Below are 15,768 nucleotides of genomic sequence, written 5' to 3'. Positions count from 1 at the left end.
TCGAACGCGTCGTACGGGTTGGACGACTCGGTCGACCCCAGCGCGACTGGATCGGGCGACCTGGTCGGGTCGGGTGACCCAGTCGATCCCGGCGTGACCGGATCGGGCGACCCGGTCAGGTCAGGTGCCCCAGTCAGGTCAGGAGACTCGGTCAACCCCGGCGCGACTGGATCGGGCGACCCGGTCAGGTCGGGCGACTCAGTCGAGTCAGGTGACCCAGTCGAGTCAGGTGACCCAGTCGGATCGAGCGACTCAGTCGACCCCGGCGAGGTCGAGTCGGCCGACTCGGTCGGACCGGGCGAATCGGACGGGGCAGGCGTGGACGGGCCCGGCATGAGTCCCCCTCAGTGGTCGGCAGGCATGCGGACGCCACCCATCGGGCGGTCCGCGGACCGGCGCGCTCAGCGCCCGGCCGCTGCCGACTGTAGACCATTCTGAACAAGTTCAAAAATCGGTTTCGAACGCGTTCAGAATGCCCTCACCACCACAGGACTTCCCTGGCTACCCCTTCACCGATCCGGCCAGCAGCCCCCGGACGAAGTAGCGCTGGAGGCTGAAGAAGACGATCAGCGGAACGATGATCGACAGGAACGCCCCCGCCGTGAGCAGCTCCCAGCGCCCGCCGAGGGAGCCGGACAGCTGCGCCAGCCGCACCGTCATCGGCGCCACCTCCGGTGTGCCGCCCGCGAAGGTCAGCGCCACCAGCAGGTCGTTCCAGACCCACAGGAACTGGAAGATCGCGAACGAGGCCAGCGCCGGGGTGCACAGCGGCAGCACGATCGAGCGGAAGATCTTGAAGTGCGAGGCGCCGTCCACCACCGCGGCCTCCATCAGGTCGCGCGGCAGCTGGGCGATGAAGTTGTGCAGCAGGAACACCGCCAGCGGCAGCGCGAACATGGTGTGCGCCAGCCAGACCGGTGCGTAGCTGCCCTTGAGGTCCACCGCCGGGATCAGCGTCAGCGAGCCCAGGTGCGCACCGCCGGCGAACAGCCGCAGCAGCGGGATGAGCGCCATCTGGAGCGGCACCACCTGGAGCGCGAACACCGTGAAGAAGACCGCGTCGCTCCCCCGGAACCGCACCCAGGCCAGCGCGTACGCCGCCATCGCCGCCAGCGCCAGCGGGAAGACCGTCGCCGGGACGCTGATCGCCAGCGAGTTGACCAGGAAGGGCATCAGGCCGGTGGAGGCGCCGGACCCGCCCTCGAACAGCACCGAGTGGTAGTTGCCGAGGCCGAGGTCCGGGTGGAGGAAGGCGTTCCACCACCCGCTGGCCGTCACGTCCTGCTTGGGGCGCAGAGAAGTCACCAGCAGGCCCAGCGTCGGGATCGTCCAGAGGACCGTCATCGCGATCACGAACACCGAGGCCAGCGGACTGCTGAAGGCCTTCCGCACTGGCCGCACCGGCCGCGCCGCCTTCACCGGCCGCACCGACTCCGCCGGCCGCTCCCGGCCGTCCGTCCCGGTCACCGGACCTCACGCTCCTTCCGCAGCTGCACGATGTTGTAGGCCACCAGCGGCAGCACCGCGAGGAAGAGGAGCACCGCGAGGGCACTGCCCCGGCCGGAGTTGAACTGCACGAAGGACTGCGAGTACATCTCGTTGGCCAGCACCTGGGTGCCGAAGTTGCCGCCGGTCATGGTGCGGACGATGTCGAAGGCCTTCAGGGTGATGATCATGACGGTGGTCAGTACGACCATCACCGTGGTGCGGATCATCGGCACGGTGACGTACCAGAACAGCCGCACCCCGCTCGCGCCGTCCAGCCGGGCCGCCTCCACCACCTCGTCCGGGATCGCCTTGATCGCCGCCGACAGCACCACCATCGCGAAGCCGGTCTGCACCCAGACCATCACCGCCATCAGCAGGAAGGTGTTCAGCGGCTGCGAGAGCAGCCAGTTCGGCGGATCGTCCCAGCCCACGGCGACGGCGAGTTGGCTGAGCAGGCCGATCTGCGGCTGGCCCGGCCCGCGCGACTCGTAGACGAACTTGAAGATGATCGACGCGCCGACCAGCGAGATCGCCATCGGCATGAAGATCAGCGACTTGTACACCGACTGGCCGCGCATCCGGTCGACCAGCAGCGCCAGCACCAGCCCCAGCCCGGTCGCCACGAGCGGCGCGACCACCAGCCAGAGCAGCGTGTTGACCAGCACCTTCTGCACCGAGTCGGAGGTGAGGGCCCAGCCGAAGTTCTCACCGCCGACGAACCGGGTGCCGTCGTCGTTCTGGAGGCTGAGGTAGACCGTGCGGACCAGCGGCACGACCAGGCCGACGGCCAGCAGCAGCACCGCCGGGCCGAGGAACACCGCGACCGCCAGCGGTCGGGCCAGGCGGCCCCGGGCCCGACCGGCGGCCAGGAAGACCACCAGCAGGATGCCCAGGAAGCCCGCGACGGCGCCGAAGGTGTTGCCGAACTTGACCGCCGCGTCGTTCCAGGAGCCGGCCGCCAGGTTCTCGGCGACCAGCCTCCCGGCGGCCGATTCGGCGACGGGTGACGGGAATCCGGTTACGGACATGGCTGCGCTTCCCTTCGGGTGTGGTGGGAAGGGGGGCGGGCGGTGCGGGTGGGTGGCCCCGCACCGCCCTCGACAGGTGGTCCTCGGTGTGCCCGACCCCCGGGAACCGGCTCCTCGGTGTCGGCCCCGGAGGCCGGCGCCGGGCCCAGGACCGAAACCGGGGCCAGGGCCAACTCCGGGTCCAGCTCCAACTCCGGCTCCGGCTCCGGCTCCGGCTCCGGCTCCGGCTCCGAGAGCAGCCCCGGAACCAGCCCCGGAACCGAGCAGGACGGACGGCCCGGCTACTGCGGCCAGGCGGCGTCGATGTCGGCGGCGGTCTTCTGGATCGACTGCCCCTCGGCGAACCAGGCGGTCAGCGACTTCCACTCCTGCCCGGCGCCCACGGCGGCCGGCATCAGGTCGGAGCCGTCGAAGCGGAAGGTCGCCGACGGGTCCGTCAGCGCCTCCGCCGACAGCTTGTCGATCGGGTCGGTGTAGAGGCTCTTGTCCACGCCCTGGTTGGCCGAGACCCAGCCGCTCGCGGTCTTCACCCGGCTGCTCGCCCAGTCCGAACTGGACAGGTAGTTCTGCACCGCCTGCACCTCGGGCCGCCCGGAGAAGGCCGCCAGGAACTCCCCGCCGCCCTCGACCGGGTTGGCGACCGACGGGTTCACCGCGGGCAGGTGGAAGGCGAAGACGTCCCCGTCCGGGCCGACCTTGGTGCCCTTGGGCCACTGCGCCTCGTAGAAGGAGGCCTGCTGGAGCATCAGGCACTTGCCGCTCAGGATCGGCGTGCCCGCGTCCTGGAAGGTGGTGGTGGCGATCGACTTCACGTCACCGAAGCCCGCGTTGACCCAGGCCGGGTTCTGCATCCAGTCGGCGACCGTCTTCATCGCGGTGGTGATCTTCTGGTCGGAGAACTTCACCTGGTGGCCGACCCACTGGTCGTACACCTCGCCGCCGTACGAGCCGAGCACGACCTCCTCCAGCCAGTCGGTGGCCGGCCAGCCGGTGGCCGTCCCGGAGGCGATGCCGCCGCACCACGGCTTGGCGCCGCCGGCCTTGGCGATCCGGTCGCTGAGCGCCATCAGGTCGGTCCAGGTCTTGGGCACGTCGTAGCCGGCCGCCGTGAAGGCCTTCGGCGAGTACCAGACCAGGGACTTCATGTTGGCGCTCATCGGGGCCGCGTAGTAGGTGCCGTTGACCGAGCCGTACGTCTTCCAGATCGGGCTCCACTTGTCCTGGTTGGCAACGGTCTGGGCGGGCGGCTTCACCACCTTGCCGCTCTTCACCATCTGCGCCAGCAGGCCCGGTTGCGGGATGATCGCGAAGTCCGGGGCGTTGCCGCCGGAGACCCGGACCGGCAGCTGGGACTCGAAGTCGTTCGAGCCCTCGTAGCTGATCCTGATCCCGGTGCACTTGCTGAACTCGGCCCAGGACTTCTCCAGGTTGTCCGACTCCGGGCTCAGGATCGAGGCGAACATCGTCACGGTGGTGCCCGAGTGTCCGGCGTACGGCTGGTACTTGGCGCAGTCGCCGGACAGCGAGGCGGCCGATCCGCCTCCGCCGCCACCCGAACCGCCGGAGCTGTTGGAGCAGGCCGCGGTCAGCGCCAGTGCCGCCACCAGGGCGGGCACGGCGGCCAGACGGCGGCGGGAACTCGGTTGCGGCGCGGTCGGGTTGAGGGTCAATGCGGTTCTCCTCGCCAGGGCATGCTGCCGACGGTGGGCTGAACGACATTGCGCTGTACCGGAGATGGGCCTACACGGGGATCGCGGACAGGTTCACGGGAACGGAATCGCGGAACGGATTCGCGGAGCGGGATCACGAGCGGGATCACGAGCGGACGGCGGCCGGACTGATCGAAGACGTTAACGCAGCCGCCGCCCCCCGCCAAGGTCCCCGTTCGACCTTCACAAGCCGGTGTCCCGACCGTGACCCGCGACCGGAAGCCGAAGGCCCCGACCGGACGTTCAGCCGGACGTCCAATCGGACATCCACCGTAAATCCAGCCGGGGCCTTGCGATATGACCGAACGTCAGAAGAGCCGCACCGGCAGCTCCAGCAGGCTGTTGACCACCAGCGAGGGGCTCGGCCGCAGGTCCGCGTCCGGCACCGCGAGCGACAGCCCCGGGAAGCGCTCGAACAGCGCGGGCAGCGCGACCCCCGCCTCCAGCCGGGCCAGCGGGGAGCCCGGGCAGACGTGCGGGCCGTGGCCGAAGGACAGGTGGCGGGACGGGTCCCGGGTGATGTCGAAGACCTCGGCGGTCACCCCGTGCTGGAGCGGGTCGCGGCCGATCGCGTTGTACGAGACCAGCACCGGTTCGCCGGCCGGGATCACCACCTCGCCGACCGGTATGGGCTCGGCGGCGAACCGGAACAGGAAGTTGCTGGTCGGCGGTGTCCAGCGGAGCGACTCCTCCACCACCGCGTCCCAGGACACCTGTCCCGAACGCACCAGTTCCAGCTGGTCCGGGTGGGCCAGCAGGGCCCGCACCGCGTTGCCGATCAGGTTCACCGTCGTCTCGTGGCCGGCCGCGATGATCACCCGCAGGGTGGCCGCCGCCTCCGCGTCGCTCAGCGCCCCGCCTTCCGTGTCGGCCGCCAGCAGCACGCTCGCCAGGTCCTCGCCGGGAGCCGAACGGCGCTGCGCCACCAGGCCGTTGACGAAGGCGTTCAGCCCGGCGACGGTCGCCTGGATGCCCTCCGGGTTCGGCTTGATGCCGAAGAACCGCTCGTACAGGTCGCGCAGCAGGCCGTGGTCCGACTCCGCTACGCCCAGCAGCGAGCAGATCACCGTCATCGGCAGCGGGAAGGCGAAGGCCGTCTTGAGGTCCACCAGCGGCTCGCCCGCCGCCAGGGCGTCCAGCAGCGCGTGGGTGATCTCCTCGACGCGCGGCCGCATCAGCTCCACCCGGCGCGGGGTGAAGGCCTGCGCGACCAGTGCCCGAAGCCGGCGGTGCTCGGCCCCGTCGGTGGTCACCATGCTCGGGCCGGGCACCGCCAGGCCGATCAGCGGCCAGGTCTTCGGGACCTCGCCGCGCTGGTAGGCCGCCCAGTGCGCGGCGTCCTTCACGAGCCGGGCATCCGTGAGCAGGTCACGCGCGGCGGCGTGCCGCGTCACCGCCCAGGCGGCGACCCCGCCGGGCAGCTCGACCGGCACCACCGGGCCGGCGGCCCGCAGCAGGGCGCCCTCGGCCGCGTTGTCGCGGGCCAGCGGGTCGAGGGCGATTCGGGCCGGGGCAGCGGTCATCGACGTCTCTCTTTCGAAGCTCTGGAGAAGCTCTTTCGAAGCTGTTCGAAAACAGCCGAAGCCTTTCGGAGGTTTCGAGGGCGTTCGAGGGGTTTCGCGGCTCTTTCGAACGGCGGGTGCGGGTGGATCAGGCCGGGTGGCCGGGGGTGAACGAGACCGGCAGCGCCACCAGCCCGCGCACCCAGGCCGACGGCCGCCACACCAGCGCGTGCTCGGCCACCGCCAGCCGCAGGTCCGGCAGCCGGTCGAGCAGCACCTCGATCGCGGTGGTGGCGATCACCTCGGCCGCCTCCTGGGCCGGGAACGGGCAGCCGTGCTCGCCGTACGAGTAGCTCAGGTGCGCCCGGTTGCCCTCCGCCGGGCGGCCGTCCGGCTGCCGGACCGCCGGGTCGGCGTTGGCCCCGGCGATGCCGAGCAGGACCATGTCCCCCTCGCCGATCCGCTGGCCGCCCACCTGGGTGTCGCGGACCGCCCAGCGTCCGGCGAAGATCTGGGTCGGGGTGTCCTCCCAGAGCGCCTCGTTCAGCGCCTGGCTGATGCTGCGCCGGCCGCCGGCCAGCGAGGCCGCGAACCGCTCGTCGGTGAGCATCAGCCGCAGCGTGTTGGAGATCCAGTACGAGCTCGGCTGGTGGCCGGCGATCAGCAGCACCCGCAGGTCGCGCATCACCTCGTCGTGGGTCAGCCCGGCCGGGTGCGCCAGCATCCGCGAGGCGATGTCGGCGCCCGGGTGCTCGGCCTTCTCCTCGACCAGCGCGAGCATCAGCTCCAGCAGCCGTTGGGCGCCGGCCGGCGCGTCCCGGCCGCCGTCCAGCATGGCCAGCAGCGCCGCGATCAACTGCGGCGCCTGCTCCTCGTCCAGGCCGAGCACCCGGCACAGCACCAGCAGCGGCATCCGGTGCGCGTACTCGGCGACCAGGTCGGCCTCGCCGCGCCCGGCGAACTCGTCGATCAGGCCGTCGGCGATCTCCTCCGCGTGCTTGCGCAGCTCGTACGGGTCGATCCCGGCCAGCGCGTCGGTGACCGCGCGCGAACGCCGGACGTGCTCCTCGCCCTCGGCGTAGAGGATCGAGGGGACGGGGGCCATCATCGGCTTCAGCGGCCAGTCGGCGGGCAGCGTCGCCCAGGCGTGCCAGCGGCTGGAGTCGCGGCCGAACAGCTGCGGCCGGCCGGTCACCTGCTGCAGCTCGCGGTAGCCGATGACCAGCCAGGCGGGCACGCCGCCGGCCAGCTCGACCGGGGCGACCGGGCCGTGCGCGGCGCGCAGCTCGCGGTAGAGCTGGGACGGGTCGGTCTGGAAGCGCGGCCCGTACAGCGGCGTGGCGCCGACGTGCGCCGGGCAGCCCGGGGGCGGGGTGGCGGCGGGCTCGGTCACGGGGTGCTCTCCTCGTAGATCGCGGTGCGGGGCCCGGCCGGGGCTGGCCGCGCGGCGGGAGCCGTCTCGTCCTCCCCGGCGGCAGCGGCCGGGACGCCTCCGTCGGCCCCGGCCAGGACGGCTCCGTCGGCCCCGGCTAGGGCGGCCTCGTCGGCCCCGGCCAAGGCGGCCAGGTGGTGGACCAGGGCGATCAGCACCCGCTTGCCGGACTCGCGGTCGCGCGCGTCGCAGTCCACCAGCGGCACCTCGGCCGGCAGGTCCAGCGCCTCGCGGACCTGCTCCAGGGTGTGGCCCGGCTCGCCGAAGTTGTTGCGGGCCACGATGAACGGCGTGCCGTGGTGCTCCAGCCGGTCGATGGCGTACCAGGAGTCCTCCAGGCGCCGGGTGTCCACCAGGACGACCGCGCCCAGGGCGCCGCTGAACAGGCGGTCCCAGAGGAACCAGAAACGTTCCTGCCCGGGCGCGCCGAACAGGTACAGCACCTGGCGCTCGGAAAGGGTGATCCGGCCGAAGTCGAAGGCGACCGTGGTGGAGCGCTTGCCCCAGGCGCCGGCCGGGTCGATGCCCTCGCCCGCCTTGGTCATCACCTCTTCGGTGTTCAGCGGACGGATCTCGCTGACCGAGCCGACCAGGGTGGTCTTGCCCACGCCGAAGCCGCCGACCACGACGATCTTCAGCGCGTTGTCGGCCGTCGCCCGCAGCGGGGTACGCGCACCGGCGGGCCGGACGTCGGCGACGCCGTGGACATCGGCAGCGGGCCGGGCCTCCACAGCGGTCCGGACGCCGCCGACGGGCGAGACGTCAGAGCTGTTGAAGGCCATGCAGCACCTGCTTCAGCGTGTCGAGGTCGGGCAGCCGGGCCTTGTTCGGCGCGAACCGGGGGTGGCGGGCGGTGACCGCCCCGGACTCCAGCAGGTCGCCGAGCAGGATCTTCACCACCGAGACGGGCAGCGCCAGTTCCGCCGCCACCTCCACCACGGCAGTCGGGGCCTCGCACATCCGCAGGATCCGGGCGTGCTCCGACTGCATCCCGGGCGCCGGCTGCCGCTCGGCGACGATCAGGGTCACCAGGTCGAAGGCGTTCTCCGGGGAACGGCTGCGGCCCCGGGTGATGGTGTAGAGACGGTCCGGGTCGTCGTCGCGGCCCGGCAGCACCGGCCCCGGACTCATGCGCCCACCTCGCTCCGCGCGGCGGGGGCGTCGACCCCCGCGACCCCCGCGACTCCTTCGACCGTCCGCTCGCTCCGCGCGCTCATATGACCGCGCTCTCTTGCGCGGCCTCGCCTTCCGCCGCCCGGGCGGGCGCGCTGAGGTGGACCCCGATCTGCTCGATCAGGCCGTGCATGTTGTGGCCGACCACGCCGACGTCCGCGTCGTCGTCCGTGACCACCGCCAGGTGCGCGCCCTCGCCGGCCGCCACGATGCACAGGATGCCGCCGTGGAACTCGGTCATCGACTGCCGCACGCCGCCGCTGCCGTCGCCGAACTCGATCGAGGCGCCGTGCGCCAGGCTCTGCAGACCCGAGGCGATGGCGGCCAGCTGGTCGGCCTGGTCGGTGCTCAGTCCGGCGGTGTGGCAGAGCTTGAGCCCGTCGGCGGAGAGCACCAGGGCGTGCCGGGTGCCGGGGGTCGCCGCCAGCAGGTTCTCCAACAGCCAGTCGAGGTCACGGTCGGTGGCACTGCTCATCAGGTGTCCTTCTCGGTGACGGGGGAAGCGTCGGGCGTGGTGTCGGGGGCTGTGGTCGGCACCCCGGAAGGGTCGGTGGCCGGCGGCCCGGCAGAGTCGGCGGCCGGAGCCCCGGCAGGGTCCGTGACCGGCGTCCCGGCGGGGCCCTCGGTCGGAGCCCCGGCGGCGGGCCGCCCGGCCTCCACCGGACGGGCGGCGGCCCGGCGGAACGCGCCGAACCGGCCGGCCGCACCCGCCGCGTCGGTGCCGGCGGGCTTCGCCGCCCGGTCCGTCGCGGGGGCGGCGGTGGCCAGCGTCTGTCCGCGGCGGCGCTGCGGCAGGCCGCTATCGGTCGTCCGGACGGGCGCGGCCGGCAGCGCGGGCGCGGTGGCGGTCCGCGTCCCGGCCGCGGCCTGCGTCCCGACGCGGGTCCGCTGCGCGGAGGGAGCCGGAGGCAGGGAGGCCGGGGCGGGGCGCGCCGAGGTGAGCGCGGGGCGCGCGGTCTCCGCGGGCGACGCCTGTACCGGTACGGACACCTGGACGGGCGCCGGGGCCGCGGCCGGTGCCGGGTGGGTGACCAGCTGATGCGGGATCAGCATCACCACGCCGGTACCGCCGCGCGCCGAGGGCCGGAAGGAGATCTGCAGCCCGTGCTTGCGTGCCAGCACGCCGACCACCGCCAGCCCCAGGCGGGTACCCGCGGAGAGCGTGGTGAGGTCCAGCGGTTCGGCGGAGACGGCCCGTTCGGCCCGGCGCAGCCAACTGTCGCTCAGGCCCAGCCCGCTGTCCTCGACGGTGACCGCCAGCCCGGCGGGCACCTCCTCGACGTAGACGTGCACCTCGGCCGGCGGGGCGGAGAAGTTGGTGGCGTTGTCCAGCAGTTCGGCCAGCGCGTGCATCACGCCCTCGGCCGCGTACCCGGCGACCGCGGCGGTGCTGGCGTTGTGCAGCCGCACCCGCTGGTAGGCGCCGATCCGGCCGAGCGCGCCGCGCAGCACCGACTCCACCGCGATCGGCTTGGCCCAACGGCGGCCCGAGCGGGCGCCGGTGAGCACCGCGATGCTGTCGGCCATCCGGCCCGCCTGGGCGGTCGAGTGGTCCAGGCTCAGCAGGTCGCCGAGGACCTCCTCGTCGTGCCGGTGCTGCATCTCGCGCAGCTCGGCGTGCATGCTCGTGGCCAGCGCCTGGACCCGCCCGGCGGCGGTCGCGCACACCGCGAGCGCGGCGGCCCGCAGCCGCTCGCCGCGGCCGATCTCCTCGCCGACGGCACGCAGCAGCGGGTACTGGGGGTGCTTGCGGTGGACGGCCAGCGCACTGTCCACCGCCGCGCCGGCCCGCAGCTTCGCCACCACCTCGGGCAGCACGCCCTCGGTGATCCGGGCCAGCTCGGCGCGCTCGGCCTCGACCCGGGTCCGCTCCGCCTCCGCCCCGGCCCGCTCGGCGTCGAGTTCGGCCCGCAGCCGGGCCAGCTCGGCGTGCGCGGTGGTGACGTCGGCCTCGGCCCGGGCCTGCCCGGCGCGGGCGGCGTCCCGCTCGGCGAGCGCGGCGGCGGTGCGGTCGGCGGCGGCCGTCTCGGCCTGCCGGGCCGTGCCCGCGGCGACCAGCGCCGCCCGGGTCTCCTCGTGCTGCGCGGCCAGGTCCTCGGCCAGCCCGCGGGAGCGTTCGACGCCGGTCGCCGCGAGGCCGACGGCGATCAGCCAGAGCACCGTGACGGCGCCCACCGCGAGGGCGGTGAGCGGCTGGTGCGCGCCGAGCGCCCGGGCGACGCCGACCGGCGCGGCGACCAGCGCCAGCAGCACGGCGGCCGCGGTCAGGGCGACGGTGCGCGGCGCGGGCCGTCGGCGCGATCGGCCGTCGGGGCTGGTGGCTTCTCTCATCGGTGCGGTCCTCGGCAACGTCGGCGGGCGGCGGCGCGGGCGGCGGGTCGGCGACGGTTGCGGCCGCCGACAGCTGGTCGGGCGCATACCAGTCCGCCCGGCGACGTAGCGAAACGTCTCCGGGCGTCTGATCGGTTCACGCTTTCGGCCGATCATATCGATTCAGACATAGGCCTCAAGCGGCCAGTTGACGGCCAATCTCCTACCTTCACGCCGCCCACACCACACGACGACGCCCCGACGCCCACCCGAGCGCCACGCCTCACACCGTGGGCGCCCGTCCTGTGCCGGCGGCCGCCGACCTCAGCGGCCGCCGAACCGTCGCTTCAGCGCCTCCTCGAAGGTCCCCCGGCCCACCGCCCGATCCGGCGTCAGATTGCCGCCCGCCCGCAGTCCGCGGCCGGTCGCTCCCGGCAGGGGGAGCGGCAGCAGCAACCGGCGCCTGCCCGCCGCCCGCAGGTAGGCCTCGGCCAGTTCCCGGTACGAACGCACCTGCGGGCCGCCGACCTCCGGGGCGAACCCGGCGGGCTCCTCCCCCGCCAGGTCCGCGACCGCCGCGGCCACCTCCCGTACGTCCACCGGCTGGCACGCCACCCCGCTCAGCACCGGGAGGACCGGCAGCTTCACGGAGGCGTCGAAGACCTTCAGCACCAGGTCGTGGAACTGCGTCGCCCGCAGCACCGTCCAGCCCAGCCCCGACTCCCGCACCACCCGCTCGCAGGCGAGCTTCGTCGCGTAGTACCCGAACGGCACCCGGTCGATCCCGACGATCGACACGTACACCAGGTGCCGCACCCCGGCCTCCCGGGCCCGGGCCACCAGTGTCCGGACCCCGGCCACGTCCGCCTTCTTCTGCGTGGTCGCGCAGTCCACCACCACGTCGACCCCGGCCATCGCCTCCGCCACCCCGGCCCCGCCGACCAGGTCCCCGACCACCCACTCGACCCCGTCGCCCCCGTCCCGCACCCGCCGGCTCAGCCCCCGCACCGCCACCCCGCGCGCCACCAGCAGCCGCACCACCTCCCGCCCCAACGTCCCCGTCGCCCCGGTCACCAGCACCGTTCCCACCACCGCGCCACTCCTTCCCAGAGGAACCCCGTCACCCCCTACAGACCGGACACCGCCCCCGAACGTGACATCGGCACGCTGGACGCGCTCCGGGACGTCCGGCCCCGCCTGACCGCAGTCCGGATCCGGTGGCAGTTCGCACACACGGCCTCGCACTTGGCGATCTCCGCCGCGACCTCCGACCACGGCTTCCGCTCGGCGATCAGCTGCGACACGTTCGCCGACTTGGCGCCGCGCACGTGGTCCCAGTCGAGGCCCCGGGCCCATCCCCGCCAACCGCAGTCGGCGCAGCCCCGCGCCAGCTTCAACCGGTCGTTCCGCGCCTGGGCCTCCACCATCCGGGCCCAGGACGGAGGCAGCCGTTCCGTCGAACGCCCGCGCTGCCGCATCGTCCGCGCTCGATGGCAGCGGGCGCACCGGACCTCGCACTTGGCGAGCTCGGCCAGCAGCCGGTCCTTGGCGACGCACAGCTGCACGAGGCGGGATATCGTCCCCGCCTTCTGCGTCGGGTCCAGGTGATCGGGGTCCAAGGCCCGTACATCGGCGTACCCGCAGTCAACGCAGCCGCCGCTCTTCCACTCCGTCACCACGGCCTGAAGCCTGGCCCGCGACCGGCGCAGATCGTGCCCGGCACCGAGCTTCGCGCGCCGAGCGCGCTGCCGCTCCAGTGCGGCGGCCCGGACCTCCGGCCGTTCCCACTTCTTCCGCCGGGCCCGGTTCGCGGCCTCGCGGGCCTCCGGCCTCGCCGCCCTCGCCCGGACGGCCTGCTTGCACTCGCTCTGCAGACCGCTCGGCCTGCTCGCGTTCCTCGGGAAATCGGCGGCCGGGTGGTGGTCCCGGCACGCCGGGCACCAGATCGGGGTCTCCGGTGTGATCTCCGCCGCCGGTGGCCGTCGTGGTGCCCGCTTCTCTGCTCCTGTCGCCATGCGCGCAGCAAAGCAACCCCGACCGACAGAAAAGGCGGGGCGAGGACGTGAAGTCCTCGCCCCGCCTCAGGTTTTCACCTCATCGGGTGAAACCGGGGTCGGGCACGGTCAGCTGCAGCCGCTGGTGGAGCCGCAGCCCTCGCAGAGGTAGCAGCTGCCGGCGCGGCGCATCTTGGTGCCGCAGGAGAAGCAGAGCGGGGCGTCGGCGTTGAGGCCGAGCTGGATCTCCATCAGCTCCGTGGAGTTGTGGGCCTGCTTCGGGGCCGCCTTGGGTGCCTCGACGACGACGGGGGCCGGGGCCGGGACGGCGGCCGGCTTGGCGGCGACGGGGGCGGACTGGGCGAGCGACTCGGTGTCGAGCTCCTCGGCCTCCAGCGGCTCGTACGAGCCCGTCTCCAGGTGGCGCTGGCGCTCCTCGACGGAGTGGATGCCGAGCGCCGAGCGGGTCTCGAACGGCAGGAAGTCGAGCGCCAGGCGGCGGAAGATGTAGTCGACGATCGACTGCGCCATCCGCACGTCCGGGTCGTCGGTCAGGCCGGCCGGCTCGAAGCGCATGTTGGTGAACTTCGAGACGTAGGTCTCCAGCGGCACACCGTACTGGAGGCCGACCGAGACGGCGATGGAGAAGGCGTCCATCATGCCCGCGAGGGTCGAGCCCTGCTTGGACATCTTCAGGAAGACCTCGCCCAGGCCGTCGTCCGGGTAGGAGTTGGCGGTCATGTAGCCCTCGGCGCCACCGACCGTGAAGGAGGTGGTGATGCCCGGACGGCCCTTGGGCAGGCGCTTGCGGACCGGGCGGTACTCGACGACCTTCTCGACCACGGCGGCCGGGGTGACCGGGGCGGCCGCCTCGATCTTCTCCTCGGAGTCCTTCTTCTTGGCCGAGAGCGGCTGGCCGACCTTCGAGTTTTCGCGGTAGATGGCGAGCGCCTTGACGCCCATCTTCCACGCCTCGAAGTAGATCTCCTCGACGTCCTCGACGGTCGCGGCGGCCGGCATGTTCACGGTCTTGGAGATGGCGCCGGAGATCCAGGGCTGGATCGCGGCCATCATCCGCACGTGCCCCATCGGCGAGATGGAGCGCTCGCCCATCGCGCAGTCGAACACCTCGTAGTGCTCCGGCTTCAGGCCCGGGGCGTCCACCACGTTGCCGTGCTCAGCGATGTGGGCGACGACCGCCTCGATCTGCTCGTCCTGGTAGCCGAGGCGCTTGAGGGCGCGCGGGACGGTGCCGTTGACGATCTGCATCGAGCCGCCGCCGACCAGCTTCTTGAACTTGACCAGGGCCAGGTCGGGCTCGACGCCGGTGGTGTCGCAGTCCATCATCAGGCCGATGGTGCCGGTCGGGGCGAGCACCGAGGCCTGGGCGTTGCGGAAGCCGTTCTGGGCGCCGAGGCGGAGCACGTCCTGCCAGGACTTGTTGGCGGCCAGCCAGACCGGGGCGTCCAGGTCGTCGTGGGAGACGGCGTCCAGCGAGGCGTCGGCGTGCTGCTTCATGACCTGCTGGTGCGGGGCCGCGTTGCGGGCGTAGCCGTCGTACGGGCCGACCACGCCGGCGAGTTCGGCGCCGCGGCGGTAGGCGGTGCCGGTCATCAGCGAGGTGATGGCGCCGGCCAGGGCGCGGCCGCCCTCGCTGTCGTAGGCGTGGCCGGTGGCCATCAGCAGGGCACCGAGGTTGGCGTAGCCGATGCCGAGCTGGCGGTAGGCGCGGGTGGTCTCGCCGATCTTCTCGGTGGGGAAGTCCGCGAAGCAGATGGAGATGTCCATCGCGGTGATGACCAGCTCGACGACCTTGGCGAAGGTCGCCGCGTCGAAGGAGTCGTCGTCGCGGAGGAACTTCATCAGGTTCAGCGAGGCGAGGTTGCAGCTGGAGTTGTCCAGGTGCATGTACTCGGAGCAGGGGTTGGACGCGTTGATGCGGCCGGACTCCGGGCAGGTGTGCCAGTGGTTGATCGTGGTGTCGTACTGGATGCCGGGGTCGGCGCAGGCCCAGGCGGCCTCGGCCATCTTGCGGAACAGCTTCTTCGCGTCGACGGTCTCGATGACCTCGCCGGTCATCCGGGCGCGCAGGCCGAATTCGGTGCCGTTCTCGACGGCGGTCATGAATTCGTCGTTGACGCGGACCGAGTTGTTGGCGTTCTGGTACTGGACGGAGGTGATGTCGTCCCCGCCGAGGTCCATGTCGAAGCCCGCGTCGCGCAGGGCGCGGATCTTCTCCTCCTCCTTCACCTTGGTCTCGATGAAGGCCTCGACGTCCGGGTGGTCCACGTCGAGCACGACCATCTTGGCCGCGCGGCGGGTGGCGCCACCGGACTTGATGGTGCCGGCCGAGGCGTCGGCGCCGCGCATGAAGGAGACCGGGCCGGAGGCGTTGCCGCCGGAGGAGAGCAGTTCCTTGGAGGAGCGGATCCGGGAGAGGTTCAGGCCGGCGCCGGAGCCGCCCTTGAAGATCATGCCCTCTTCCTTGTACCAGTCGAGGATCGAGTCCATGGAGTCGTCGACGGACAGGATGAAGCAGGCGCTGACCTGCTGGGGCTGCTTGGTGCCGACGTTGAACCAGACCGGCGAGTTGAAGCTGAACACCTGGTGGAGGAGGGCGTGGGTCAGCTCGTGCTCGAAGATCTCGGCGTCGTCCTTGGAGGCGAAGTAGCCGTGCTTCTCGCCGGCGGCGCGGTAGGTGAGCACCACGCGGTCGATGATCTGCTTGAGGCTCCACTCGCGCTGGGGGGTGCCGACGGCGCCGCGGAAGTACTTGGACGTGACGATGTTGACGGCGTTGACCGACCAGAAGTCGGGGAACTCGACGCCGCGCTGCTCGAAGTTGATCGAGCCGTCACGCCAGTTGGTCATGACGACGTCCCGCCGCTCCCAGCGGACCTCGTCGTACGGGTGCACGCCAGGAGTGGTGTAGATGCGCTCCATCCGGAGACCGCCCTTCGGGGCCTTGGCGCCCTTGGCCGCGGCCTTCTCGGACTTCGACCCGCGTGCGGAACCGCTCGTGGTGTCTGTCACTTCTCGCTCCTCCTCCTGGGCAAACGCCCGAAGTGCCCTGAAAAGTCCGGGCACTGCTGGTTCGTTCTTCCGGTGTGCGGGCAGGCAGGAACCCTGCCT

At 72.3% G+C, this 15,768-nt stretch carries 12 protein-coding genes; all 12 read right to left on the bottom strand.

Annotation, left to right across the window (positions count from 1 at the left end; all coding sequences use genetic code 11):
- Positions 1 to 501 precede the first annotated feature (501 nt).
- The 12 genes from ACFVU7_RS37380 to ACFVU7_RS37325 all read right to left on the bottom strand — a co-directional run bounded on the left by ACFVU7_RS37380 (position 502) and on the right by ACFVU7_RS37325 (position 15,669).
- Positions 502 to 1,467, bottom strand: coding sequence for a carbohydrate ABC transporter permease (locus ACFVU7_RS37380; protein WP_388050140.1), 966 nt, complete (start codon positions 1,465 to 1,467; stop codon positions 502 to 504).
- Positions 1,464 to 2,516, bottom strand: a complete 1,053-nt coding sequence (locus ACFVU7_RS37375) for a carbohydrate ABC transporter permease (protein WP_079272796.1) — start codon at positions 2,514 to 2,516, stop codon at positions 1,464 to 1,466. Before ACFVU7_RS37375 ends, ACFVU7_RS37380 begins: the two co-directional genes overlap by 4 nt.
- 281 nt (positions 2,517 to 2,797) lie before the next feature.
- Complete coding sequence (locus ACFVU7_RS37370) at positions 2,798 to 4,186, bottom strand: ABC transporter substrate-binding protein (RefSeq protein WP_388050136.1); 1,389 nt, start codon at positions 4,184 to 4,186, stop codon at positions 2,798 to 2,800.
- A 347-nt stretch (positions 4,187 to 4,533) separates the two neighbouring features.
- Entirely contained in the window at positions 4,534 to 5,748 is a 1,215-nt protein-coding gene (locus tag ACFVU7_RS37365) for a cytochrome P450 (RefSeq protein ID WP_388050133.1), read from the bottom strand.
- 127 nt (positions 5,749 to 5,875) lie between these two features.
- Positions 5,876 to 7,120: a cytochrome P450 gene (locus ACFVU7_RS37360; RefSeq protein ID WP_388050131.1), complete on the bottom strand. Its 1,245-nt coding sequence runs from the start codon at positions 7,118 to 7,120 to the stop codon at positions 5,876 to 5,878.
- Positions 7,117 to 7,941, bottom strand: coding sequence for an ATP/GTP-binding protein (locus tag ACFVU7_RS37355; protein ID WP_388050128.1), 825 nt, complete (start codon positions 7,939 to 7,941; stop codon positions 7,117 to 7,119). The genes ACFVU7_RS37360 and ACFVU7_RS37355 overlap by 4 nt, the downstream gene beginning before the upstream one ends.
- A complete protein-coding gene (locus tag ACFVU7_RS37350; protein WP_049653110.1) occupies positions 7,922 to 8,290 on the bottom strand; it encodes a DUF742 domain-containing protein in 369 nt (122 codons plus the stop codon). Before ACFVU7_RS37350 ends, ACFVU7_RS37355 begins: the two co-directional genes overlap by 20 nt.
- A gap of 82 nt (positions 8,291 to 8,372) precedes the next feature.
- A complete protein-coding gene (locus tag ACFVU7_RS37345; RefSeq protein WP_049653112.1) occupies positions 8,373 to 8,807 on the bottom strand; it encodes a roadblock/LC7 domain-containing protein in 435 nt (144 codons plus the stop codon).
- The gene (locus ACFVU7_RS37340; protein WP_388050126.1) at positions 8,807 to 10,663 is read right to left on the bottom strand and encodes an ATP-binding protein; all 1,857 of its coding nucleotides are present in this window, start codon (positions 10,661 to 10,663) and stop codon (positions 8,807 to 8,809) included. Before ACFVU7_RS37340 ends, ACFVU7_RS37345 begins: the two co-directional genes overlap by 1 nt.
- A 303-nt stretch (positions 10,664 to 10,966) precedes the next feature.
- Positions 10,967 to 11,734, bottom strand: a complete 768-nt coding sequence (locus ACFVU7_RS37335; protein WP_387973888.1) for an SDR family oxidoreductase — start codon at positions 11,732 to 11,734, stop codon at positions 10,967 to 10,969.
- 35 nt (positions 11,735 to 11,769) lie between these two features.
- Positions 11,770 to 12,657, bottom strand: coding sequence for a hypothetical protein (locus ACFVU7_RS37330; protein ID WP_388050124.1), 888 nt, complete (start codon positions 12,655 to 12,657; stop codon positions 11,770 to 11,772).
- Between the two features lie 108 nt (positions 12,658 to 12,765).
- Positions 12,766 to 15,669: a vitamin B12-dependent ribonucleotide reductase gene (locus tag ACFVU7_RS37325; RefSeq protein ID WP_388050121.1), complete on the bottom strand. Its 2,904-nt coding sequence runs from the start codon at positions 15,667 to 15,669 to the stop codon at positions 12,766 to 12,768.
- Positions 15,670 to 15,768: the final 99 nt, after the last annotated feature.

The organism is Kitasatospora sp. NPDC058046 (genome assembly GCF_042885595.1).
Taxonomy (GTDB): Bacteria; Actinomycetota; Actinomycetes; order Streptomycetales; family Streptomycetaceae; genus Kitasatospora.
Note: the sequence above shows the minus strand (reverse complement) of the source record. Positions and strands in the feature narration are given on the sequence as shown.